The sequence below is a fragment of the Comamonas testosteroni TK102 genome, assembly GCF_000739375.1.
GTDB classification, from domain to species: Bacteria; Pseudomonadota; Gammaproteobacteria; order Burkholderiales; family Burkholderiaceae_C; genus Comamonas; species Comamonas brasiliensis.
In genome coordinates, this window is record NZ_CP006704.1 from 4,537,165 (window position 1) to 4,558,779 (window position 21,615).

At 64.8% G+C, this 21,615-nt stretch carries 21 protein-coding genes and 1 pseudogene; 15 read left to right on the forward strand and 7 right to left on the reverse strand.

Annotation, left to right across the window (positions count from 1 at the left end; translation table 11 throughout):
• The first annotated feature begins 280 nt into the window (after positions 1-280).
• A complete protein-coding gene (gene mqo, locus O987_RS20490) occupies positions 281-1,975 on the forward strand; it encodes a malate dehydrogenase (quinone) (RefSeq protein ID WP_043374442.1) in 1,695 nt (564 codons plus the stop codon).
• Positions 1,976-2,085: 110 nt separating this feature from the next.
• A complete protein-coding gene (locus O987_RS20495; RefSeq protein ID WP_051962220.1) occupies positions 2,086-3,462 on the forward strand; it encodes an MATE family efflux transporter in 1,377 nt (458 codons plus the stop codon).
• Between the two features lie 82 nt (positions 3,463-3,544).
• On the opposite strand, the gene O987_RS20500 is transcribed toward O987_RS20495, so the two are convergent.
• Positions 3,545-3,871 carry a DUF3579 domain-containing protein gene (locus O987_RS20500; protein ID WP_003052588.1) on the reverse strand — a complete coding sequence of 109 codons (327 nt, stop codon included), beginning with the start codon at positions 3,869-3,871 and terminating at the stop codon, positions 3,545-3,547.
• Between the two features lie 236 nt (positions 3,872-4,107).
• On the opposite strand from O987_RS20500, the gene O987_RS20505 reads away from it, so the two are divergent.
• The 4 genes from O987_RS20505 to O987_RS20520 all read left to right on the forward strand — a co-directional run bounded on the left by O987_RS20505 (position 4,108) and on the right by O987_RS20520 (position 7,034).
• Complete coding sequence (locus O987_RS20505) at positions 4,108-5,304, forward strand: aspartate aminotransferase family protein (RefSeq protein WP_003052583.1); 1,197 nt, start codon at positions 4,108-4,110, stop codon at positions 5,302-5,304.
• 17 nt (positions 5,305-5,321) lie between these two features.
• Positions 5,322-6,245 (forward strand): ornithine carbamoyltransferase, encoded by a 924-nt coding sequence (gene argF / locus O987_RS20510; RefSeq protein WP_043374444.1) that lies wholly within the window; start codon positions 5,322-5,324, stop codon positions 6,243-6,245.
• Positions 6,246-6,283: 38 nt separating this feature from the next.
• Entirely contained in the window at positions 6,284-6,547 is a 264-nt protein-coding gene (locus O987_RS20515; RefSeq protein ID WP_003052575.1) for a hypothetical protein, read from the forward strand.
• A 121-nt stretch (positions 6,548-6,668) separates the two neighbouring features.
• A complete protein-coding gene (locus O987_RS20520; protein WP_043374447.1) occupies positions 6,669-7,034 on the forward strand; it encodes a YkgJ family cysteine cluster protein in 366 nt (121 codons plus the stop codon).
• A gap of 153 nt (positions 7,035-7,187) precedes the next feature.
• On the opposite strand, the gene O987_RS20525 is transcribed toward O987_RS20520, so the two are convergent.
• The 3 genes from O987_RS20525 to O987_RS20535 are packed head-to-tail and all read right to left on the reverse strand — an operon-like array spanning position 7,188 to position 9,659.
• The gene (locus tag O987_RS20525) at positions 7,188-7,382 is read right to left on the reverse strand and encodes a hypothetical protein (RefSeq protein WP_003052570.1); all 195 of its coding nucleotides are present in this window, start codon (positions 7,380-7,382) and stop codon (positions 7,188-7,190) included.
• A 13-nt stretch (positions 7,383-7,395) separates the two neighbouring features.
• On the reverse strand, positions 7,396-9,330 hold the full coding sequence (gene feoB, locus O987_RS20530; RefSeq protein ID WP_043374449.1) for a ferrous iron transport protein B: 1,935 nt from the start codon (positions 9,328-9,330) through the stop codon (positions 7,396-7,398).
• Positions 9,327-9,659, reverse strand: coding sequence for a FeoA family protein (locus O987_RS20535; protein WP_019042650.1), 333 nt, complete (start codon positions 9,657-9,659; stop codon positions 9,327-9,329). The genes feoB and O987_RS20535 overlap by 4 nt, the downstream gene beginning before the upstream one ends.
• 258 nt (positions 9,660-9,917) lie before the next feature.
• Between O987_RS20535 and O987_RS20540 the strand changes: the two genes are divergently transcribed.
• Positions 9,918-10,238, forward strand: coding sequence for a YkgJ family cysteine cluster protein (locus O987_RS20540; RefSeq protein ID WP_003052565.1), 321 nt, complete (start codon positions 9,918-9,920; stop codon positions 10,236-10,238).
• Positions 10,239-10,273: 35 nt separating this feature from the next.
• Here the strand turns inward: O987_RS20540 and O987_RS20545 are convergent, their stop codons facing one another.
• Positions 10,274-11,005 carry a Stp1/IreP family PP2C-type Ser/Thr phosphatase gene (locus O987_RS20545; RefSeq protein ID WP_019042649.1) on the reverse strand — a complete coding sequence of 244 codons (732 nt, stop codon included), beginning with the start codon at positions 11,003-11,005 and terminating at the stop codon, positions 10,274-10,276.
• 184 nt (positions 11,006-11,189) lie between these two features.
• On the reverse strand, positions 11,190-11,663 hold the full coding sequence (locus O987_RS20550; RefSeq protein ID WP_003052561.1) for an Lrp/AsnC family transcriptional regulator: 474 nt from the start codon (positions 11,661-11,663) through the stop codon (positions 11,190-11,192).
• 133 nt (positions 11,664-11,796) lie between these two features.
• Here O987_RS20550 and O987_RS20555 point away from each other — a divergent pair, with 133 nt between their 5' ends.
• From O987_RS20555 to kynU, 8 genes and pseudogenes are all read left to right on the forward strand, one after another.
• Positions 11,797-13,194: an amino acid permease gene (locus O987_RS20555; protein ID WP_043374451.1), complete on the forward strand. Its 1,398-nt coding sequence runs from the start codon at positions 11,797-11,799 to the stop codon at positions 13,192-13,194.
• A 48-nt stretch (positions 13,195-13,242) separates the two neighbouring features.
• Positions 13,243-14,461 (forward strand): annotated as a pseudogene (locus O987_RS20560) (amino acid aminotransferase).
• A gap of 8 nt (positions 14,462-14,469) precedes the next feature.
• Positions 14,470-14,847, forward strand: coding sequence for a RidA family protein (locus O987_RS20565; RefSeq protein WP_003052555.1), 378 nt, complete (start codon positions 14,470-14,472; stop codon positions 14,845-14,847).
• 106 nt (positions 14,848-14,953) lie between these two features.
• Positions 14,954-15,568 carry a LysE family translocator gene (locus O987_RS20570; RefSeq protein WP_003052553.1) on the forward strand — a complete coding sequence of 205 codons (615 nt, stop codon included), beginning with the start codon at positions 14,954-14,956 and terminating at the stop codon, positions 15,566-15,568.
• Positions 15,569-15,595: 27 nt separating this feature from the next.
• A complete protein-coding gene (locus O987_RS20575; RefSeq protein ID WP_019042648.1) occupies positions 15,596-16,381 on the forward strand; it encodes an AraC family transcriptional regulator in 786 nt (261 codons plus the stop codon).
• Between the two features lie 100 nt (positions 16,382-16,481).
• Entirely contained in the window at positions 16,482-17,861 is a 1,380-nt protein-coding gene (locus O987_RS20580) for an amino acid permease (RefSeq protein ID WP_003052550.1), read from the forward strand.
• A gap of 120 nt (positions 17,862-17,981) precedes the next feature.
• Complete coding sequence (gene kynB / locus O987_RS20585) at positions 17,982-18,614, forward strand: arylformamidase (RefSeq protein WP_043374453.1); 633 nt, start codon at positions 17,982-17,984, stop codon at positions 18,612-18,614.
• 163 nt (positions 18,615-18,777) lie between these two features.
• Positions 18,778-20,085, forward strand: a complete 1,308-nt coding sequence (gene kynU, locus O987_RS20590; protein WP_043374457.1) for a kynureninase — start codon at positions 18,778-18,780, stop codon at positions 20,083-20,085.
• Positions 20,086-20,121: 36 nt separating this feature from the next.
• Here the strand turns inward: kynU and O987_RS20595 are convergent, their stop codons facing one another.
• Positions 20,122-21,531: an SLC13 family permease gene (locus O987_RS20595; RefSeq protein ID WP_043374460.1), complete on the reverse strand. Its 1,410-nt coding sequence runs from the start codon at positions 21,529-21,531 to the stop codon at positions 20,122-20,124.
• Positions 21,532-21,615: the final 84 nt, after the last annotated feature.

Genomic DNA, 21,615 nt, shown 5'->3' on the forward strand with positions numbered 1-21,615 from the left:
GTAACGGGTGCGCTGTCAGCAAAAACATCAAAACCGCCTTAGGGCGGTTTTTTTGTTGTCCGTGCTCGACAGATGACTGACTTATCAGCGCATGCGCAAACCGCCTCTCCCTCTAGCACAAAGCGTCCTAATACGAATTGATTAGCGTCAGATTTTGACTTCCCTAGGACAATCCCCAAGTCGGGGAGTCTCATGTCTTTTATAGGACTTGCCCCGTATCTTCGCAAAAAGCCTGCAGCCTGCCCGCAGGCTTTTTTGATACTCAAGTCTAGAAAAAGTCATGAAAAAGTCGATCAAAGCAGGACTGGGAGCCGTCGCGGCCCTGGTCCTGGCCGCGCTATTGTTTTTGTTTTGGCCAATATTTCCTCGCTCCGTCCCCAAGGCCGAGAACGAGCAGCCCGTTGATGTGGTGATGGTGGGCGCCGGTGTGATGAGCACGACGCTGGCCACCTACCTGCAGGAGCTGCAGCCCGACTGGAAGATCGAGGTCTTCGAGCGCCTGGACGGCGTGGCCCTGGAAAGCTCCAACGGCTGGAACAACGCCGGTACCGGCCACTCGGGCTTTGCCGAACTCAACTACACGCCCCAGCTGCCCGATGGCAGCGTGGAAACCAAGCGTGCCGTGGGCATTGCCGAGCAGTTCGAGGTGACGCGCCAGTTCTGGGCCCACCAGGTCGGCCGCGGCCATCTGCAGTCGCCCGAGACTTTCGTGAACGCCACGCCCCATATGAGCTTCGTCTGGGGTGATGACAACATCGCCTTCCTCAAGAAGCGCCAGCAGGCCCTGGTCCAGAACCCCCTGTTCTACGGCATGGAGTACTCCGAAGACCAGGCACAGATCAAGAAGTGGGCCCCGCTGATGATCGAAGGCCGTGATCCGGCCCAGAAGATCGCCGCCACCTATATGCCCCTGGGCACCGACGTGAACCATGGCGCCTGGACCGAGCAGCTGATGGCCTCGCTCCAGAAGGGCCCCAACTTCCAGCTGCACCTGCAAAGCGAAGTCACGGCCCTGCGCCAGAACGCCGACAAGACCTGGAACGTGACCGTGGCCGATCTGGCCAAGGGCGGCCAGGAAAAGACCGTCAAGGCCAAGTTCGTCTTCGTCGGTGCCGGCGGTGCCGCACTCAAGCTGCTGCAGGCCTCGGGCATCCCCGAATCCAAGAACTACGCCGGCTTCCCCGTGGGCGGCCAGTTCCTGGCCATCGAGAACCCCGAGCTGGCCAAGCGCCACGACGTCAAGGCCTACGGCATCGCCTCCACCGGCTCACCTCCCATGTCCGTGCCCCACCTGGACGCCCGCCAGCTCGACGGCAAGCCCGTGATGCTGTTCGGCCCCTTTGCACTGGCCACCACCAAGTTCCTCAAGAACGGCTCCTGGTGGGACCTGTTCTCCTCGGTCACCCATGACAATCTGATGGGCATGCTGCGCGTGGGCATCCACAACCTGGACCTGGTCCAGTACCTGATGCAGCAGGCCGAGCTGACCGACGCAGACCGTCAGGCCGTGCTGGCCCAGTACTTCCCCGAAGCCAAACGCGAGGACTGGAAGCTGGTCACCGCCGGCCAGCGTGTGCAGATCATCAAGCGCGACCCTGAAAAAGGCGCCGTGCTGCAGTTCGGCACCGAAATCGTGGGCTCGGAAGACGGCAGCATCGCCGCCCTGCTGGGTGCCTCGCCCGGTGCCTCGACCGCTCCCCACATCATGCTGAACCTGCTCAAGAAGTCCTTCCCCGAGCAGATGGCCAGCACCGAGTGGAAGGCCCACATCCAGCAGATCGTGCCCTCCTACGGCCGCAAGATCAACGAGGATGCCGCCTATACCAACGAGATCCGCCGCATGACCAGCTCGGCCCTGAAGCTGCCCTATGTGGATGTCCCTGCCGATCTGGGCAAGAAGGCCGAAGCGGCTCCCGCGCCTACCGCAGCTCCCCAGAACCCCACCCAGCTGAACAAGGAAATGCAGGCGCTCTAGGCCCGGCACTCCCCGCACCGGCCTGCCGGTGCCCGCCCCGCCGGCCTGTGCCGCGCGGGGTTTTTTCTTGCAGAGTCCGCCGCCTGGTGCTCTGCAATTTCCTTTACCCCATGCACCAGCCCCTGACCCACGCACCGATAGGCCGCGCCCTGCTGCGTTTTTCCCTGCCTCTGTGGGGCGGCCATGTGATGCAGTCGCTCAATACCTCGGTCAATGCCTTCTGGATCGGACGCCACCTGGGTGAGAGCGCACTGTCTGCTGCCCTGCATGCCAACAATCTGCTGTTCGCACTGATCGCTCTGGTCTTCGGCATCAGCCAGGCCGCCAATCTGCTGGTGGCTCAGGCCGTGGGCGCGGGCCGCTGGACCCTGGCCCGCCGCATCACGGGCACCAGTGCCAGCCTGTTTCTGGGCATGTCCCTGCTGATGGCCGCCCTGGGCTGGCCGCTGGCAGTCCCCATGCTGGACGCCGTGGGGGCCGATCCCGCCACCGCCGCGCTGGCCGTGGACTATCTGCGCGTGCTCTTTCTCGCGCTGCCGCCCATGCTGCTGCTGATCTTCGTGGCCGCCGTGCTGCGCGGCACGGGCGACAGTCGCACGCCTTTCGTGGCCCTGCTGGGCGTGGCCCTGGGCGATGCCCTGCTCAACCCCTTGTTCATCTTCGGTGCCGGCCCCCTGCCCGGCCTGGGCATGGCAGGCTCGGCACTGGCCACCCTGGTGGCCAACAGCCTGGGCCTGGCGGGCCTGCTGGCCTGGCTGCGCTGGCAGCGGCTGCCGCTATGGATAGGCTGGCGCCAGCGCCGCCATTGGCGGCCCGTGCCTGAGCTGCTGCGCTGCCTGGTCATCAAGGGCCTGCCCATGGGCCTGCAGATGCTGGTGGTCTCGCTCTCCCTGGTGCTGATGCTGGCCCTGATCAACACCCATGGCACCCAGGTTTCTGCCGCCTACGGCGCGGCCCTGCAGCTATGGGCCTATGTGCAGATGCCGGCTATTGCAGTGGCCTCGGCCTGCACCACCATCGCCGCCCAGAACGTGGGCGCCGGTCACTGGCCACGTGTGGCACGCACGGCGCGTGCCGGCGTGGCCTGCCACCTGCTGCTGACCGGCGCCTGCGTGGCCCTGCTGCTGGCCTGCGACCAGTCCGTGCTCGCCCTGTTTCTGCCCGAGGGCAGCACGGCCCTTGAGCCCGCGCGCCACCTCAACCGCATCGTGCTGGGCTCGTTCGTGCTGCTCGGCGTGAGCAGCGTGCTGGCCGGCGTGGTGCGTTCCACGGGGGCGGTGCTGGCTCCTCTGGTCATCCAGGCCCTGGCGCTGTGGGGCCTTCGCCTGCCTCTGGCCTGGGGGTTGCAGCCTCTGTGGGGGCAGGATGCGCTGTGGTGGAGCTTTCCGCTCAGCGCGCTGGCATCCATGCTGCTGTCCATCGCCTACTACCGCTGGGGCCCGTGGCGCCAGTCACGGCTGCTGGACAGCACGACAGCGCAGAACTAGCCCGTCCGCAGCACACAGATACAAAAAAAGCTTCCCGTGGAAGCCTTTGTCGTTTGCGCGGCGCCTCTGGGCACCTGAAAAATCACTTCTTGCCAGCTGGCAGCTTGTCAGGCAGCAGGCAGGCCTCGGCCACTTGCAGATCGTTGTCCTTGGCGAAATTCAGACAGAAGTCCCAGGCCATGGGTTCGTAGTCGCGCAGATCCCGGTTGATGACCACGCATTTGGTGCCGTTCATCACCGTGGGCACGCACCAGGGAGAGTAGCTCAGATGGCTTCCGGCGCAGGCACCACCAGGACGAAACTGACTCATGACACCGGCCAAGCGCTCGGCCCAGTCGCTGGGTCGAAAGGTTTTTCCGGCATGGGTCATACCCATGATGAACAGTTCTTTGCTGGAAGGGGTAACCATCAAATATTCGCCAAAAAGATCCGGCAACCAGGCGGGATCCCCGCCAACATGCCTAAACGACTATTCTAACTCTTGTATAAGAGCCATGCTGTCAACCCCACAATGGCGTAGGTTGATTGCATGGCAGCGATGCGCAATCCGCAATGTTGGGGCTATCCGGGCACTCTAGAATCAAAGCTCTCATTTTTCAGGTGCCGCTGTGCGCCGTTGACCTTCCTTCTCAGGAGACTCTTGCAATGACCGCTTTCATCGAGGCAGCTTCGCCCCACGTTATGCCCACTTACGGCCGCGTACCCATCGCGCTGGAGCGCGGCCAGGGCTGCCGCGTTTGGGACGTGAACGGCAAGGAATACCTGGACGCGCTGGGCGGCATCGCCGTCAACACCCTGGGGCACAACCACCCCAAGCTGGTGCCCGCGCTGCAGGATCAACTGGCCAAGCTGATCCACACCAGCAACTACTACCATGTGCCCGGCCAGGAAACCCTGGCCAAGCTGCTGACCGAGCGCTCGGGGATGACCAATGTGTTCTTCTGCAACACCGGCCTGGAAGCCAACGAGGCGGCCATCAAGATCGCCCGCAAGTACGGCGTGGACAAGGGCATCGCCAAGCCAGAGATCGTGGTCTACGACCATGCTTTCCACGGCCGCTCCATTGCCACCATGAGTGCCACCGCCAACCCCAAGGTGCGCGACGGCTTCGGTGCTCTGCTCGACGGTTTCACTCGCGTGCCCCCCAATGACTTCGAGGCACTGACTGCGGCCACCGAAGGCAATCCCCATATCGTCGCGGTGATGATGGAGCCCATCCAGGGCGAAGGCGGCCTGCACCCCATGCGCGCCGACTACCTCAAGAAGGTGCGCGAGCTGTGCGATGCCAAGGGCTGGCTGCTGATCATGGACGAGGTGCAGGCCGGCATGGGCCGCACCGGCAAGTGGTTTGCCCACCAGTGGGCCGGCATCACCCCCGATGTGATGACCCTGGCCAAGGGCCTGGGCTCGGGCGTGCCCGTGGGCGCCGTGGTGGCGCACAAGGCGGCTGCCGAAGTGCTCAAGCCCGGCAACCACGGCTCCACCTTTGGCGGCAACCCGCTGTCCATGCGTGCCGGCGTGGAAACCATCCGCATCATGGAAGAGGACGGCCTGCTGTCCCATACCACCGAGGTGGGCGACTACCTGAAGGCTAAACTGCAGTCTGAACTGGGCAGCCTCGAAGGCTTTGTCGAAGTGCGCGGCCAGGGTCTGATGATCGGCGTGGAGCTGGCCAAGCCCTGCGGCGAGCTGATTGGCCAGGCCGCAGAAGCCGGCCTGCTGCTGAGCGTGACCGCCGACACCGTGATTCGCCTGGTGCCGCCGCTGATCCTGAGCAAGGCCGAAGCCGACGAAATCGTCGCCAGGCTCAAGCCCCTGGTTCAAGCCATCCTGGCCGCCTGATCCTCAAGGAATACTGCATGAAGCATTACCTGCAATTTAGCGACTTCACCGCCGACGAATACGACTACCTGCTGGAACGCGCAGCCCTGATCAAGAAGAAGTTCAAGGGTTACGAAAAGCACCACACGCTGACCGACCGCACCATGGCCATGATCTTCGAGAAGGCCAGCACGCGCACCCGCGTCAGCTTCGAAGCCGGCATGTACCAGCTCGGCGGCTCGGTGGTCCATCTGACCACAGGCGACAGCCAGCTGGGCCGCTCCGAGCCCATCGAGGACAGCGCTCGCGTCATCAGCCGCATGACCGACCTGGTCATGATCCGCACCTTCGGTCAGGACAAGATAGCGCGCTTTGCCGAGTACTCGCGCGTGCCCGTCATCAACGGCCTGACCAACGAGTTCCACCCCTGCCAGATCCTGGCCGACATCTTCACCTTCATCGAGCACCGCGGCTCGATCAAGGGCAAGGTGGTTGCCTGGGTGGGCGACGGCAACAACATGGCCAACACCTGGCTGCAGGCGGCCGACCTGCTGGGCTTCACGGTCCACGTCAGCACGCCCGGCGGCTACGAGGTGGACGAACAGCTGGCCTTCAACGGCAAGCCCGTCAACCCCGGCTGCTACAAGGTGTTCAAGGATCCTCTCGAAGCCTGCAAGGGTGCCGATCTGGTCACCACCGATGTCTGGACCAGCATGGGCTACGAGGCCGAGAACGAGGCGCGCAAGAAGGCTTTTGCCGACTGGTGCGTGGATGCCGAGATGATGGCCTCGGCCAAGGCCGACGCCCTGTTCATGCACTGCCTGCCTGCCCACCGCGGCGAGGAAGTGGAGGCCGAAGTCATCGACGGACCGCAATCCGTGGTCTGGGACGAGGCCGAAAATCGCATGCATGTGCAAAAGGCACTCATGGAGTACCTGCTGCTGGGCCGCCAGCCAGGCTGATTCGGCACGTCCGGGCTCATCTGCATACCTTCACCTCCATGCACCTGAGCCACATCACATCGCCACACCGCCAGCGGGCCCTGCGCCAGCTGGCGGTGTTTCTGTTTCCGCTGCGCCCCACGCAGGGCGATGCGCGCTACGGCCAGCGCGGCGGCCTGCTGGCGCTGCGCCAACCCCACATGGCACGCCACACGCGCGTGCCATCCGTCTTCGGCCCGCGCAAATCCTTTGCCGCGCGCGTGCGGGCGCTTCATGTGCGCATCCACACCTTCTATCTGAAGTTTCTTCAAGGCCATACCTAGTGGCCCGGCACCGGAAGCCGCAGGCAGCCCTGCGCGCCGGCTTCTTCCCTCGACCTCCAACAGCCGTCCTTGCCCGAGGAGGACGGCGTGACCCCGATGCCTGAATCCTTGAAGAAACACGATGTCCGAATCCGTCCACCCCTGCCTGAACTGTGGCGCCTGCTGCCAGAACTACCGTGTGGAGTTTTCCATTTACGAGCTGCAGTCCATGGGCGGCACCGTCCCCGATGAACTGGCCCATGAAGTGCCCGGCAAGGGCAACCGCGCGCGCATGAACGGCACGGAACGCCACCCGGTGCGCTGCATGGCGCTGCGCGAGCTGCCCGAAGTCGGCGCAGGCTGCATAGGCTGCGGCATCTACGAACAGCGCTCGCGCCCCTGCCGCGACTTTCCGTTTGCCTCCTACGGCTGCCACGACACACGCGAGAAGTTCGGCCTGCCGGCGCTGAGCGAGGAAGAAGTCCAGCCCTGGCTGGAGGCGGCCTGAGCTTTCTGCAAGCCCGCAAGCACTACTGCTATCAAATAAAAAGCTGCCTGCGCTTGCCAATCAAGGAATTCAGATACAAAAGCATCTGAATTGCAGAGATAGCAAGCGCAGGCAGCTATATTTTTAGCTGATTTGATCAGGCTCCGCCTGTGTTCAGGCCTTTCGGGTGTCCGAGCAGCTGTCGCCGCCACAGGCGCTGCAACCGCCGCAGCTGCCGCTCTTGGCCGCCGGCGCCAGCGAAGGATGAACCCGCGTCAGCTTGCGGCGCAGACCGGCCGGCATGAAACGCCAGGCCAGCGATACGGCGGCCACCAGCACGATGGCGCCGACTATCAGTTCCTGCCACATAGACAATCCTTTCTCAGCCCCAGCCCAGGGCCACGGCGATGCGATAGGTCACGAAGCTGGCCAGATAGGCCAGAGCAAACAGATAGCCGGCCATCAGCAGCGGATAGCGCCAGCCATTGGTTTCGCGCTTGACCATGGCCAGCGTGGAGATGCACTGGGGCGCAAACACGAACCAGACCAGCAGGGACAGCGCGGTCGCCATCGACCAGCTGCTGGCGATCAGCGGGCTCAGCTGCTGGGCCATGGCGTCATCGCCCACGGCCGACAGCGCATACACCGTACCGAGCGCCCCCACCGCCACCTCGCGAGCGGCCATGCCGGGCACCAGCGCAATGGCGATCTGCCAGTTGAAGCCGATGGGCGCCAGCACCACTTCCAGGGCACGGCCGATCTGGCCCGCAAAGCTGTAGCGAATCGCGCCTTCGGTCACGCCCTCGGGAGCGCCGGGGTAACTGGAGAGGAACCACAGCACGATGCTGACGGTCAGGATGATGCCGCCGACGCGGCGCAGGAAGATCATGGCCCGCTCGTACAGGCCCAGCACTAGGCTGCGCAGGCTGGGGATGCGGTAGGAAGGCAGCTCCATCAGCAGCGGCGTGCGGGTCTTGACCCTGGTGGCCAGCTTGCCCACCCAGGCCACGGCCATGGCACTGACGATGCCGCCGACATAGAGGGCAAACAGCACCAGGCCCTGCAGATTGAAGAAGCCGGCCACGGTCTGCGCGGGGATGAAGGCACCGATCAGCAGCGTGTACACGGGCAGGCGTGCCGAGCAGGTCATCAGCGGCGCGATCATGATGGTCAGCAAACGGTCGCGCCAGCTCGAAATCGAACGCGTGGCCATGATGCCGGGCACGGCACAGGCAAAGCTGGACAGCAGCGGAATGAAGGAGCGTCCGGACAGGCCCACGCTGCCCATGATGCGGTCCAGCAAAAAGGCGGCGCGCGGCAGATAGCCCGAGTCTTCCAGCACCAGGATGAAGAAGAACAGAATCAGGATCTGCGGCAGAAAGACCACCACCGAGCCGGTGCCGGCGATCACGCCGTCGACCAGCAGGCTGCGCAGCACGCCATCGGGCATCACGCCATGCACCCATTGGCCGAAGTCGCTGACCAGGCCTTCGATGCCGTCCATCAGGGGCTCGGCCCAGCTGAACACGGCCTGGAACATCAGGAACAGCGTCACCACCAGCAGCAGCGTGCCCCACAGCGGGTGCAGCACCACGGAGTCGATGCGATCGTCACGCTGCGTGGGAGCCGCAGGCTCCTGCACGGTCTGGCGCATGATCTCGGCCACCTGCTGGTGCAGGGCCAACAGCTGGGCGCGCGAGTTGCTACCCGTCACGGGCTTGAACTGGCCTTCGAGCGTCGGAGCCTTGAGCTGCCTGGCCTGATCGCTGTCCAGCCAGGTCAGCAAATCCCTGGCGCCGGACAGATGCACGCCCACGCTCTCCACCACGGGCACGCCCAGCAGCTCGCTGAGCTTGGCCTTGTCGATGACCAGGCCCTGGCGACGCGCCATATCGCTCATATTGAGCACCACCACCATGGGCAGGCCCAGGGCGCGTGCTTCCAGCACCAGCCGCAGGTTCAGGCGCAGATGGGTGGCATCGGTCACGCAGACCAGCAGCTCGGGCGGCGCTTCGCGCGGGTGCTGGCCCTTGACGATGTCGCGCGTGATGCGCTCGTCCTCGCTGTGCGCATCCAGGCTGTAGGTGCCGGGCAGGTCCAGCACGCGCACGCGGCGCTTGCCGGGCGTGCTCAGCCAGCCTTCCTTGCGCTCCACGGTCACGCCTGCGTAGTTCGCCACCTTCTGGCGGGCGCCGGTCAGCAGATTGAACAGCGCCGTCTTGCCGCAATTCGGGTTGCCCAGCAGCGCTGCGCGCAGGGGCGCCTGCTCCGCAGCTTGAGGGCTCATCATGGTGATCTGGGATTCGCGCGCGTTCATGCTGCGGCCTCCAGCTGCACCAGCACCTGGGCCGCCTCGTGGCGGCGCAGCGCAAACGTCGCCTGACCTATGCGCACGGCCAGCGGGTCGGGGCCGGGAAAGCCGGTGGCGACGACGCGCACGGACTCGCCAGGCAGAAAACCGATTTCCATGAGTCTGAGCAACAGGCTTTCATCCTCGCCTTCGGAGGAAGCCAGATCCACCACCCGGGCTGGCTGATTCACCACCAGCTGATCCAGGCCCATGACGGGCCCGGTTGCGGCGGCCGTGGCTGCAGCGCTGGAAGATGGCACGCCGGATTCAGACGCTTGAACAGAAAAAGCATTCATGGACGAAGTAACTGACACTGCCTCAGACCTCGCCGAGGGGGACTGCAAAGAACTCATAGCGCATTATTAATTGATTTTGATTCTCATTTTCCATTGACTGTAGGCGATTGGTGCACAACGGTGGCGAATTGACACCAGCAGCATGGATTATTGGGAGGGTATTGCGCAGCGCGGTTGACAAATCGGCAGCCCTGCACAACCCAAGGATTTGCACAGCTGCGAAAATCGCCGTCCCATCGGAAAAATTCCGCCCCTCCCATGACTCATCCCTGCCTTAGCTGCGGCGCCTGCTGTGCGTCCTTTCGTGTCGATTTTTCCGTACACGAGTCCCAGGAGCATGGGGGCAGCGTCCCCGCCGGGCTGGTCGAGGAGGTCACCGACTACACCTGCCGCATGCGCGGCACGGACTGGGCCAGGCCGCGCTGTGCCGCCCTGGTGGGCAAGGTGGGAGAGAAGGCGTACTGCGGCATCTATGAATGGCGCCCCTCGCCTTGCCGCGAGTTCGCCGCGGGCTCGGATGCCTGCAACCGCGTGCGCCAGCGCCATCAGCTGCCGGTGCTGGAAAGCGGCCTGATCTAGGAGCCTGGCCAGCCATAGGCCGCCAGATCCGGGGATCAGGCGTCCTGCTCGATCAGCACCACGCCGATATTGTCCTTGCCGCCTGCGGCATTGGCCGCCTCGATCAAGGCCTCCTGCAATTGAGCCAGCGGCAGGTTTTCATCGAACAGGGATTCAAGGCTGGCGTCGCTGAGCATATCGGTCAGGCCGTCCGAGCACAGCAAAATGCGATCCCCCTGCTGCAGCAGCCAGTGACTGAGCTCGGGCTCCACCTGGGGCATGACACCCAGCGCTCTTGTCACCAGATGGCCGTAGCGCGAGGTCCTGGCATCGGCCTCGCTGATCAGGCCGGCATCGATATCCTGCTGAACCAGGGAGTGATCCCGCGTCAGGCGCTGCAGCCGGCCGCCCCGCCAGGCATAGGCCCTGGAGTCGCCCAGATGGGCGATCAGCACCTCGCTCGCCAGCACCAGGGCAGCCACCACCGTGGTGCCCATGCCGCTGCAACCGGGCGTGGACTGCGCGGCGGCATAGATGGCCGTATTGGCCATGTGCAGGGCGTCGGTCAGCTCCTGGGCAACCAGGTCCGGCGAATCCTCACTGTCGGAGCAGTGCTGCACTGCCGCCGCAATCAGGTCCACCGCCATGGTACTGGCCACCTCTCCCGCGTTATAGCCGCCCATGCCATCGGCCAACACGGCAGCAGGCCATGGCTGGAGCTGGGGGTGGATGCCAACGGCGTCCTCGTTATTGAGGCGCTGCTGTCCAATATCGGCACGGGCCACCATGCGCACGGCGGGCCACACGCTGGAAGAACCGGGGGGGGCGGCTAGAGACATCTGAGAATCAGGGAACGACGAAAAATGGTGTCAGCTCTCGAGCGTAGCGCAGCCAATGGCAACCCAAACATCGGAATAGTCCCATATTCTAGGCTGCGCGAAGCCTTACGTGCTCCGAGGCCCGAAACGTCTTTCACAGCGGCACCGGCAGGCCTCCTATCCGCCCCTTGAACTCCTGCAGCGAGAAATGCGTGTGCACCTGGCGCACGCCCGGCAGGCGGTGCAGCTTGCGCTGCAGCAGGTCCGAATAAGCATCGAGATCGCGGGCCACGATGACCAGCAAAAAGTCCTCGGGACCCGAGATGCCGTGGAACATCACCACCTCGGGAATCGCGCACACGGCCTTCTCGAAGTTCAGCGACGACTCTTCGTTCTGGTGATCGATCGCCACCATCACAAAGGCCAGCACGCCAAAGCCCACGGCCCGCCGGTCCAGCGCAGCGTGATAGCCGGTGATCACACCCTCGTCCTCGAGATGCTTGATGCGCCGCCATGAAGGCGACTGCGACAGATTGACTCGCTGCGCCAGCTCGCCGGAAGTCAGCCGTGCGTTGTCCTGCAGCGCTTGGACCAGCAGACGGTCGGTCTTGTCGAGCTCACCTTGCATAAAAATACTCATCCATCTCAAATTATTAAATTAATTATCCAATTTAATAGACGTTTATGGATAACCATTAAATCATCCCACAGGTCGGCAAATAGCATGGCTCTCCAAAGCCAAAACCACCACGGAGACACCCATGCCGGCCTTTGAGGAAATCGTCCAGCGAGAGTCTGGACTCAAGCAACAACTGTCCGCAGGACAGATGACCATGATCGCCATCGGCGGTGCCGTCGGCACCGGCCTGTTCCTGGGCAGCGGCTTCGCCATTGGCTTTGCCGGGCCTAGCGTGCTCATCAGCTATGCCGTCGGCGCCGTGATCTCGCTGTTGCTCATGGGCTGCCTGGCCGAGATGACCGTGGCCCACCCGACCTCGGGCTCGTTCGGCGCCTATGCAGAGCACTACATCGCGCCCATCGCCGGCTTTCTCGTGCGCTATGCCTACTGGGCCGCCGTGGTGCTGGCCGTGGGCACCGAGGTGACGGCCATAGGCCTGTACATGGGCTACTGGTTCCCCGAAGTGCCGCGCTGGACCTGGGTGGTTCTGTTCTCGGCCCTGCTGATAGGCGTGAACATGATGAGCGTCAAGGCCTTCGGTGCCGTGGAGTACAGTTTCTCCCTGGTAAAGATCGTGGCCATCGTGGCCTTCATACTGATCGGCGCCTGGGTCGTCTTCGGCACTCGGCCCGCCGGCGTGGGTTTTGGCAACTACGTCAACAACGGCGGCTTCTTCCCCAACGGTGCCTGGGGAACCTGGGTGGGCGTGATCATCGCCATCTTTAGCTACCTGAGCATCGAGATGATCGCCGTCGCCGCAGGCGAAGCCAAGGATCCGCAGCGCGCCGTCACCAGCGCCTTTCGCTCCACCATGGTGCGCCTGGTGGTTTTCTACCTGGCCACCATCGCGCTGATGCTGGCCATCGTGCCCTGGGCCACGGCTGGCAAGGAAGGCAGCCCCTTCGTGAAGGTGATGGAGATCATCGGTATCCCTGGCGCGGCCAGCGTGATCAACTTCGTGGTGCTCGTCGCCGCACTGTCGGCCATGAACAGCCAGCTCTACATCACCACACGCATGATGTTCAGCCTCTCGCGCGCCGGCCATGCGCCCGCCGTGCTGGGACGCGTCAACTCGCGCGGCGTGCCCCTGCCAGCGCTGCTGCTGTCCTGCCTGGGCATTGCCGTGGCCACGCTGTTCAATATCGTGAACCCCGAGCAGTCCTTCATGCTGATGATGGCCGTGTCCATGTTCGGAGCCATGTTCACCTGGTTCATGATCTTCGTGACCCATCTGTTCTTCCGCACCCGCCGCGCACGCCAAGGCGCTGCGCCGCTGGCCTTCCGCATGTGGGGCTTCCCGGCGCTGACGCTGCTCGGTGCCGCACTCATGCTGGCCGCGCTGGTGTCCACGCTGTTCACAGACATATTCCGCCTCACGCTGCTGACCGGCGTGCCTTTCTTGCTGCTGCTGGCTGCCGTCTATGGGCTGTGGTATCGCAAGCCCACCACAGCGGCCAATGCCGCCCAGACCATTGTCTAGGCCGCAGCCGCCCGTTCTATCCGATTTCATCAGCAAGCAAACAACACCATGACGACTGCCTCCGCCTCCGTTTTCGCCCATGTCCCCCCCTACCCCGGCGACCCCATACTCTCGCTGATGGAAGCCTTCCAGCAGGATGCACGCGCCGACAAGGTCAGCCTGAGCATCGGCCTGTACTTCGACGAGCAGGGCCGCCTGCCCGTGCTCAACTGCGTGCGCCAGGCCGCCCAGGCCCTGGCAGGGCACACCCCCCCCCTGCGGCTATCTGCCCATCGAAGGCATTTGCGAGTATCGCCAACGGGTGCAGAACCTGGTGTTCGGTGCCGACCACGAGGCCGTGCACGCCAGGCGCATCGCCACACTGCAGACCTTGGGTGGCTCCGGCGCGCTCAAGGTCGGCGCCGATTTCATCAAGCACTATTTCCCCGATGCCGAGATCTGGTTCAGCGACCCGACCTGGGAGAACCACCTGGCCATCTTCGAAGGTGCAGGCCTGCACACGCGCAGCTACCCCTACTACGACCCGGCCACGGGCGGCCTGCGTTTCGATGCCATGCTGGATACGCTGCGCGGCATTCCCTCGGGCAGCGTGGTGCTGCTGCATGCGAGCTGTCACAACCCCACGGGCGTGGACCTGTCACGCGAGCAGTGGCAGCAGCTGATTCCCGTGATCGTCGGGCGCGGCCTGATCCCCTTTGTAGACATGGCCTACCAGGGCTTCGGCGACGGCATCGATGACGACGCCTGGTCCGTGCGCGCTCTGGCTGCTGCCGGTGCCCAGGTCTTTGTGGCCAATTCGTTCTCAAAGAACTTCTCGTTGTACGGCGAACGCGTGGGCGGCCTGAGCGTGGTCTGCAACGACGCGGCCACGGCTGCCAATGTGCTGGGCCAGCTCAAGGCCACGGTGCGCCGCAACTATTCCTCGCCGCCCACCCAGGGCGCGCGCCTGGTACAGCAGGTGCTGCAGTCTGCCGAGCTCAGCCAGTTGTGGGTCGAGGAGCTGGCACAGATGCGCGGCCGCATCAAGGACATGCGCGCCCAGCTGCAGCAAGCGCTGCACGAGCGCTTCGGCGAGCGCCGTGACTTCGGCTTTCTGCTGAGCCAGCGCGGCATGTTCAGCTACACCGGCATCACCGAACCCCAGGTCAACCGCCTGCGTGAGGAGCACGGCGTCTACCTGATCCGCTCGGGCCGGATGTGCATGTCGGGTCTGTCTCGGGCCAATGTGCAGCATGTGGCCGACGCCATCGCCCACGTGCTGGACTGAGGTCCGCCATGAAGCAAGTGATCGATATAGGCCTGCCGCCACTCAAGCAGCCCTTCTCCTGGGCCGTCAAGGCCAGCGGCAGCATGCTGTTCACGGCCCATGGTCCCGTGCGCGAGGACGGAAGCATAGACACCGGCACCATAGCGGAGCAGGCGCGCCTGACATTTGCCAACCTGCGCCGGGCCGTGCACGCGGCCAATGGCACGCTTGCCGACGTGACGCAGGTGCTCATCTACATGACCGAGGTAGGCGACATGCCTGTGATCGACGCCGTGTATCGCGAGTTCTTCGATGCCCCCTACCCCAACCGCTCCAGCATGGGCGTGGCCGCTCTCGTCGTGCCGGGCATGAAGATCGAAATAGTGGCCTACGCCATGCTGCCCTGACGAGCACTGGCATGCCAGCCCGCCGAGCGCAATTGCGTTCAATACAGGGCTGGTGCGCCGCGCGACACTGCAGCCCTTGTGCAGTTCCGCGTCCGCGCGCATCCTCATGTCCTCCTCACTGCTCGCCATGGGCATCTTCACCCTCGTCGGTGCCATCACCCCCGGCCCCGTCAACGTGCTGGCCCTTCGCCACGGCGCAGCAAGGTCCCGCCTGGCCTGTGCCTGCTATGTGCTGGGCGCCAGCGGAAGCTATGCCGCGGTAGTCTGGGCCATGGGCCAGGGTGCCCATTGGCTGATGCAAGCCCTGCCGCACCTGTCCACTGCGGCCGAGTGGCTGTGCGCCGCCTATCTGCTATGGCTGGCCTGGCGGCTGGCCCATGCGCCTGTGGAGACTCCTGTCACCGAAGCGCAGAAGCACAACGATTCGGCCCGCATGCTCCAGCTTCTGCTGCAGGGTGTGGCCGTCCAGACCCTCAACCCCAAGGCCTGGCTGGTGGCGCTGGCCGGTATCGGCCTGTTCGTGCTGCCTCAGGCCAATAGGGCCATGGCACAGTGGCAGTTCTGTACCATGTCACTGCTGGCCTGCCTGATCGGTGTGGGCTGCTGGGCGCTGCTGGGCCAGTGGCTGTCGGGCTGGCTGCACACACCGCGCCGCCAGCGGCGGTTTTACCGGCTGCTGGCCCTGCTGCTGGTGGCCAGCGTGGCGGCCATGCTGGCATGATGGCCGGCAGCGCTCACCGACACAGCCATGACTACCTCGCCACACCGCTTTCACCGCCACCCAGCCGCCCCCTGGGCCGAGCTGCGAGACAGCGCGCCTTCGCCGCATTGTTTCCGGCTGCACATGCATGCCGAGTATTCGATAGGCATCGTCGATGCGGGCTGCACCGTCTTCCACCATGCGCATGGACCGCAGCCCATCGAAGCCGGAGGGGTAGTACTGCTAGAGCCCGGTGCCTGGCATGCCTGCAATCCCGAGCCCGGCGCCCCCTGGGCCTACCGCATGCTGTTCGTCGATGCTGACTGGCTGCACGCGCGGCTGGGCGTCACCGCGATGCGCTTTGCGCAGCGGGCGCTTGCCGACGCGAACATTGCCCGCCTGGTGGACAGCCTGTGCCGTCCCGTCAACGGACCGACCGCGGCGCGGCGACTGGCCCTGGGACTGGAGCGGTTGATGGCCCGCTGTGCTGAACCTGCTGCAGCGCCTTTGCACGCCAATAGTGCCGAACTCCAGGCCGCTTTGAGGCGCCTGCATGCAGAGCCCGATGCCGGGATCACCGTGCAGTCCCTGGCCCAGGAATGCGGCATGAGCGCCACGCGCTTCATCCGCCGCTTCAAGGCCGCCACGGGCATGACTCCCGGCAGCTACCGGCTCAATCTGCGCCTCAACGGAGCGCGCCGCCTGCTGGCCTCCGGCACCGCGCTGTCCGAGGCCGCCCATGCCATGGGCTTTGCCGACCAGGCCCATATGCAGCGCGCCTTCAAGGCCCATCATGCGCTGACGCCCGGCAACTACGCCGGGATGCCGCGCTGAGCCGGCTGGGCCTGCGCCAAGGACATTCGCCGCCACGCCGCTGCAGCCGGTCATTCGCGGGATACTTGCCGCTTCGATTTTTCGCATGCGCAAGTCAGCAATGGCCAACTTTGACAGTATTCAGCAACGCGAGACAGGCTTGCAGCAGCACCTGAACTCCGCCCAGATGACCATGATCGCCATCGGCGGCGCCATCGGTACCGGCCTCTTCATGGGCAGCGCCTTTGCCATCGGCTTTGCCGGCCCCAGCGTGCTCATCAGCTACGCCATCGGCGCCTTCATCGGCCTGCTGCTCATGGGATGCCTGGCCGAGATGACCGTGGCCCACCCCACCTCTGGCTCCTTCGGCGCCTATGCCGAGCACTACATCAGTCCGCTGGCCGGCTTTGTGGTGCGCTATGCCTACTGGGGGGCCGTGGTGCTGGCCGTGGGCATGGAGGTCACGGCCGTGGGCAAGTACATGGCTTACTGGTTCCCGGCCGTGGACCCGTGGATCTGGGTAGCACTGTTCTCGGTCCTGCTGGCCGCCGTCAACGCCACCAGCGTCAAGGCCTTCGGTCAGGTCGAATACTGGTTTTCCATGGTCAAGGTGATTGCCATCGTGGCCTTTATCCTGATCGGCGCCTATGTGGTCTTCGGCACCCGGCCCGAGGGCGTGGGTTTCGACAACTACTTTGTCGACGGCGGCTTCTTCCCCAACGGCTGGTGGGGCACCTGGGTGGGCGTGATCGTGGCCATCTTCAGCTATCTGAGCCTGGAGTCCATTGCCATTGCTGCCGGCGAAGCCCAGAACCCCAAGCAGGCCGTGACCCGTGCCTTCCGCACCACGGTGCTGCGCCTGGTGCTGTTCTATCTGCTGTCGCTGGCACTGATGCTGGCCATCGTGCCCTGGAGCCATGCGGGCACGGACAAGAGCCCGTTCGTCAAGGTGATGGAGATTTTGCAGATTCCAGGCGCAGCCGCGGCCCTCAACTTCGTGGTGCTGCTGGCCTCGCTGTCGGCCATGAACAGCCAGCTCTACGTCACCTCACGCATGATGTTCAGCCTCTCGCGCGGCGGCTATGCCCCCAAGGGACTGAGCAAGCTCAGCAAAAGCGGCGTACCGCTGGGCGCGATTGCCGTCTCCTGCCTGGGCATGGCCGTGGCCATGGTGCTCAACGTGCTCAAGCCCGAGCAGTCGCTGGAGCTGATGATGTCGATCGCCATGTTCGGCGCCATGTTTGCCTGGTTCATGGTGTTCGTGACCCATCTGTTCTTCCGCCCGCGCTGGCTGCGCGAGCATCCTGGCCAGAAGCTGGAGTTCCGCATGTGGGGCTTTCCCGTGCTGACGCTGGTCGGGGCGCTGCTGATGGCGGGCGTGATCGTCACCACGCTGTTTACCAAGGAGTTCCACACCACCGTGCTGGTGGGCGTGCCGTTTCTGATCGTGCTGGTGCTGGTCTATGCTCTTTGGTATAGAAGGAAGAAGGTTACCCCCTGAGGCGCTAGCGCGCCTTCCCCCAAGGGGGACGACAGCCTTTGCTGCGGGACGGCCCTTGCTGGCTGTCCCGCACTCGGGCCTGTTATCGATCAAGAGCGACCGAACCCATTCATACACACCATGACACGCCAGATCTGGGATATTTCTCCTGCCATCCATCCTGCCGCACCGGTGTTTCCGGGCGACACGCCCTATAGCCAGGAATGGGTGGCCAGCATTGGCCCGGGCTGCCCGGTCAATGTCAGCGCCATTCATCTTTCACCCCATGTGGGCGCGCATGCCGATGCGCCGCTGCACTACGATCCGCAGGGCGCGGCCATCGGTGCCCTCGATCTGGATGCCTTTCTCGGCCCCTGCCGCGTGATCCACGCCATAGACTGCGGGCCGCTGATCGAATGGCGTCACATAGCGCACGCCATCGATGCCGGCCTGCCCGGGCGCGTTCTGGTGCGCACCTACAGGAAAGCGCCCACCGGCTGGGACGCCGAGTTGGCCGCCTATGCCCCCGAGACCGTGCAAAAGCTGGCCGACCTGGGCGTCAAGCTGATCGGCATAGACACTGCCAGCATCGACCCCGCCAGCAGCAAGAGCCTGGACAGCCATATGGTGATCCGCCAGCGTGGCCTGCGCGTGCTCGAGAACCTGGTGCTCGATGAAGTGAGCGAAGGCGACTATGAGCTGATCGCGTTGCCGCTCAAGCTCACCGAAGCCGATGCCTCGCCGGTGCGTGCCATCCTGCGCAGCCTGCCCTGAAGCGCTGGGCGCGAAGAAACCGATGTCCGCGCTGCGAGGCGGCTGGGCCGCCCCGGTCTCGGACACAATAAGCGGTTCCCGGTCCAGCCAGATTTGAATCAAAACCCGCTTCAGCGCAGACACAATCAGCGTCAGAAGCTATCAAAATGAGAGAAGGAAGACAATGACCACTTTGCAGGACTGCCAGGCTCTGGACGCCCAGGACCCGCTGCGCGCGCTGCGCGAACGCTTTGCCCTGCCCCAGGGCATGATCTACCTGGACGGCAATTCCCTGGGTGCCCAGCCCAAGGCCGCCGCCGCGCGCGCGGCCGAAGTGGTGACGCAGGAATGGGGCCAGGACCTCATCACCTCCTGGAACAAGGCCGGCTGGATCACGCTGCCCGAGCGCCTTGGCAACCAGTTCGCTGCCTGGCTGGGCGTGGGCCAGGGCGAACTGGTGTTCACCGACACCACGTCCATCAATCTCTACAAGGTGCTGAGCGCTGCCGCGCGCATCGCCCGCGAAGATGCGCCCGGCCGCAAGAAGCTGATCAGCGAGCGCAGCAACTTCCCCACCGACCTCTATATCGCCCAGTCCGTGTGTCAGGAATACGGCCTGGAGCTGGTGCTGCTCGAACCCGAGGAAATCGCCGACGCGCTGCAGACCGATGTGGCGATCTCCCTGCTCACCCATGTCAACTACCGCACCGGTGCCATGCACGATATGGCAGCCGTCACGGCCGCCGCCCATGCCAAAGGCATTCTCTGCGTCTGGGATCTGTGCCATAGCGCAGGTGCCGTGCCCGTGGACCTCAAGGGCGCCGATGCCGACTTTGCCGTGGGCTGCAGCTACAAATACCTCAACGGCGGCCCCGGCGCACCGGCCTTTGTCTGGGCGCATCCGCGCCTGATCAACCGCTTCTGGCAGCCGCTGTCGGGATGGTTCGGCCACGCCGAGCCTTTCAAGTTCGTGCCCGACTATCACCCCGCCCAGGGCATCCAGCGCTATCTCTGCGGCACCCAGCCCATGATCAGCATGAGCGTGCTGCAATGCGGCATCGACATCTACACCGAGGCCGAGGCTTTCGGCGGCATGGCCGCGCTGCGCCAGAAATCGCTGGCGCTGACCGACCTGTTCATCCAGCTCGTGGAAGAGCGCTGCCAGGGCCACGGCCTGGGTCTGGCGACACCGCGCGAGCATGCAGCACGCGGCTCCCAGGTCTGCCTGACCCGGGAAGAAGGCCTGGGCCTGGACGGCCAGAACAGCGGTGCCTACGCCATTGTCCAGGCGCTGATCGCACGCGGCGTGATCGGCGACTTCCGCAAGGGCGACGGCGGCACGGGCAAGCACAGGGACATTCTGCGCTTCGGCTTCACGCCGCTGTATGTGGGCTTTGCCGATGTCTGGAACGCCGTCGAGCATCTGCGCCAGGTGCTGGAATCGGGCGAATGGCAGCGGCCCGAGTTCAATACCGTGCATGCGGTGACCTGAGGCCTGCAGCCCGGGCACGGGCCGGCCGGCATCCGGTCAGGCCCGTGCCCAGCTCCAATTGAGTACGCCCATCAGCGCCACGGCGGCCAGGTCCAGCATCAGCACGCTTTGCTGCACCCAGCGCCGCTGGTCAGCCCCCTGCTCCAGCAGTTGCACGGCCATCTCTACCTTGCCGGGCGAAGCCATGAGCAGCAGCGAGGCACTGACGTTGTGCACCGCCATGAATGGCAGCAGCGGCGCGCCCAGCGCGCGGGCGATCTCGGCCTGCGTGGCCGCAAACATGGCATTGGCCCCGGTATTGGAGCCGGTCACGAAGCCGCCCAGCGCTCCCACAAAGGGTGCGGCCAGCAAATACAGCGGCCCGCTGCGGGCCAGCACCTGCGCCAGTTGCGCGGCCATGCCCGAAACCGCCATCAGCACGCCCAGCACAATGAACAGCGCCGTGACCGGTGCCACCTGCTGCCAGGCGCGCCAGACCTTTGCCAGCGATGGGCGCGCCGGCCGGCCTCGCGTGAAAAAAACCGCAGCCACCAGCAGCCACAGTCCCGGCGAAGCCAGCCCATGCCAGGCAGCGGGCAGATCCAGGGTGCGCATCAGCGCTGCGGCCGCCAGCACGCCACCCAGCAGCAGCGCATAGGCGGCCAGCGCACGCCGCCCCGGTGCGCTCAGGGGCGGCTTGTCCGCGTCCGCTTGCGACACGCGCAGGCGCAGCAGATGCCAGCCCACCACCAGCAAGGCACCGAGTGCCCCCGCGGGCGCCGTGCCGGCCAGGGTATTCATCAGAGCCACGGTCGCCGTCAGCAACAGACCCGACAGCAGGCCCTGCAGCAAAGCCGGCCAGCGACGGTCCGGCGCACTCGCCAGAGCCGCCGCCGCCATGCCGGTGATGACAAACGGAATCACGCTGACCAGGGCCGAAGCCTGACCCAGCTCCTTGAACGGCAGACCTGCCATGGTGGCCGCCACCAGCGTCCCCGGCCCCATGGAGCCCCAGGGCACCGCGCAAAGGCCCAGCAGGCCGATGAGCACCACCTTGCGCGGCGGCAAGCCGAAGTGCGCGAGCAGCGGTATGCCGATGGTCACACCCACGCCAAAGCCGGTGACCGACTCGGCAAACGGCGTGATGCCATGCACCACCAGCAGCACGGCGCCCGTACCGGTGCCGGCCCTGGCCAGCAGCCAGTCGGCCAGGACCTTCTGCGCTCCCGACGCGCGCAGCACCTCGGACAGCAGCAGCCCGCCCCCCACGATCAGCAGCACCTCCAGCAACACCGGCGCCCAGTGCATGCCCGCGGCCAGCCATGTCGAAGCGGGCTGCGCAAAGGCTGCAGCAATCACCAGTAGCGCCACCGCCACGCCCAGCGCTGCGGCATGCAGCGAGCGCCAGCCCGCCAGCAGGACGGCGATGACGGTGGCCACGGGCAAGGCACTGATAAACATGTACATTGCATTCATCCTCGAAAAATAATTTCCTATACGCAAAATTATTTTCTCATAGGAAAATTTTCAATACAAGAACAGACGCCATGA

Bases quoted from the DNA above. Each gene is read 5' to 3' on its own strand.
- feoB (WP_043374449.1), bottom strand. From the start codon at position 9,330: ATGAACGCGCGCGAATCCCAGATCACCATGATGAGCCCTCAAGCTGCG.
- kynU (WP_043374457.1), top strand. From the start codon at position 18,778: ATGACCACTTTGCAGGACTGCCAGGCTCTGGACGCCCAGGACCCGCTG.
- O987_RS20570 (WP_003052553.1), top strand. From the start codon at position 14,954: ATGTCCTCCTCACTGCTCGCCATGGGCATCTTCACCCTCGTCGGTGCC.
- O987_RS20495 (WP_051962220.1), top strand. From the start codon at position 2,086: ATGCACCAGCCCCTGACCCACGCACCGATAGGCCGCGCCCTGCTGCGT.
- O987_RS20500 (WP_003052588.1), bottom strand. From the start codon at position 3,871: ATGGTTACCCCTTCCAGCAAAGAACTGTTCATCATGGGTATGACCCAT.
- argF (WP_043374444.1), top strand. From the start codon at position 5,322: ATGAAGCATTACCTGCAATTTAGCGACTTCACCGCCGACGAATACGAC.
- O987_RS20525 (WP_003052570.1), bottom strand. From the start codon at position 7,382: ATGTGGCAGGAACTGATAGTCGGCGCCATCGTGCTGGTGGCCGCCGTA.
- O987_RS20595 (WP_043374460.1), bottom strand. From the start codon at position 21,531: ATGTACATGTTTATCAGTGCCTTGCCCGTGGCCACCGTCATCGCCGTC.
- kynB (WP_043374453.1), top strand. From the start codon at position 17,982: ATGACACGCCAGATCTGGGATATTTCTCCTGCCATCCATCCTGCCGCA.
- O987_RS20575 (WP_019042648.1), top strand. From the start codon at position 15,596: ATGACTACCTCGCCACACCGCTTTCACCGCCACCCAGCCGCCCCCTGG.
- O987_RS20565 (WP_003052555.1), top strand. From the start codon at position 14,470: ATGAAGCAAGTGATCGATATAGGCCTGCCGCCACTCAAGCAGCCCTTC.
- O987_RS20505 (WP_003052583.1), top strand. From the start codon at position 4,108: ATGACCGCTTTCATCGAGGCAGCTTCGCCCCACGTTATGCCCACTTAC.
- O987_RS20540 (WP_003052565.1), top strand. From the start codon at position 9,918: ATGACTCATCCCTGCCTTAGCTGCGGCGCCTGCTGTGCGTCCTTTCGT.
- O987_RS20555 (WP_043374451.1), top strand. From the start codon at position 11,797: ATGCCGGCCTTTGAGGAAATCGTCCAGCGAGAGTCTGGACTCAAGCAA.
- O987_RS20550 (WP_003052561.1), bottom strand. From the start codon at position 11,663: ATGCAAGGTGAGCTCGACAAGACCGACCGTCTGCTGGTCCAAGCGCTG.
- mqo (WP_043374442.1), top strand. From the start codon at position 281: ATGAAAAAGTCGATCAAAGCAGGACTGGGAGCCGTCGCGGCCCTGGTC.
- O987_RS20580 (WP_003052550.1), top strand. From the start codon at position 16,482: ATGGCCAACTTTGACAGTATTCAGCAACGCGAGACAGGCTTGCAGCAG.
- O987_RS20520 (WP_043374447.1), top strand. From the start codon at position 6,669: ATGTCCGAATCCGTCCACCCCTGCCTGAACTGTGGCGCCTGCTGCCAG.
- O987_RS20515 (WP_003052575.1), top strand. From the start codon at position 6,284: ATGCACCTGAGCCACATCACATCGCCACACCGCCAGCGGGCCCTGCGC.
- O987_RS20545 (WP_019042649.1), bottom strand. From the start codon at position 11,005: ATGGTGGCCCGTGCCGATATTGGACAGCAGCGCCTCAATAACGAGGAC.
- O987_RS20535 (WP_019042650.1), bottom strand. From the start codon at position 9,659: ATGAATGCTTTTTCTGTTCAAGCGTCTGAATCCGGCGTGCCATCTTCC.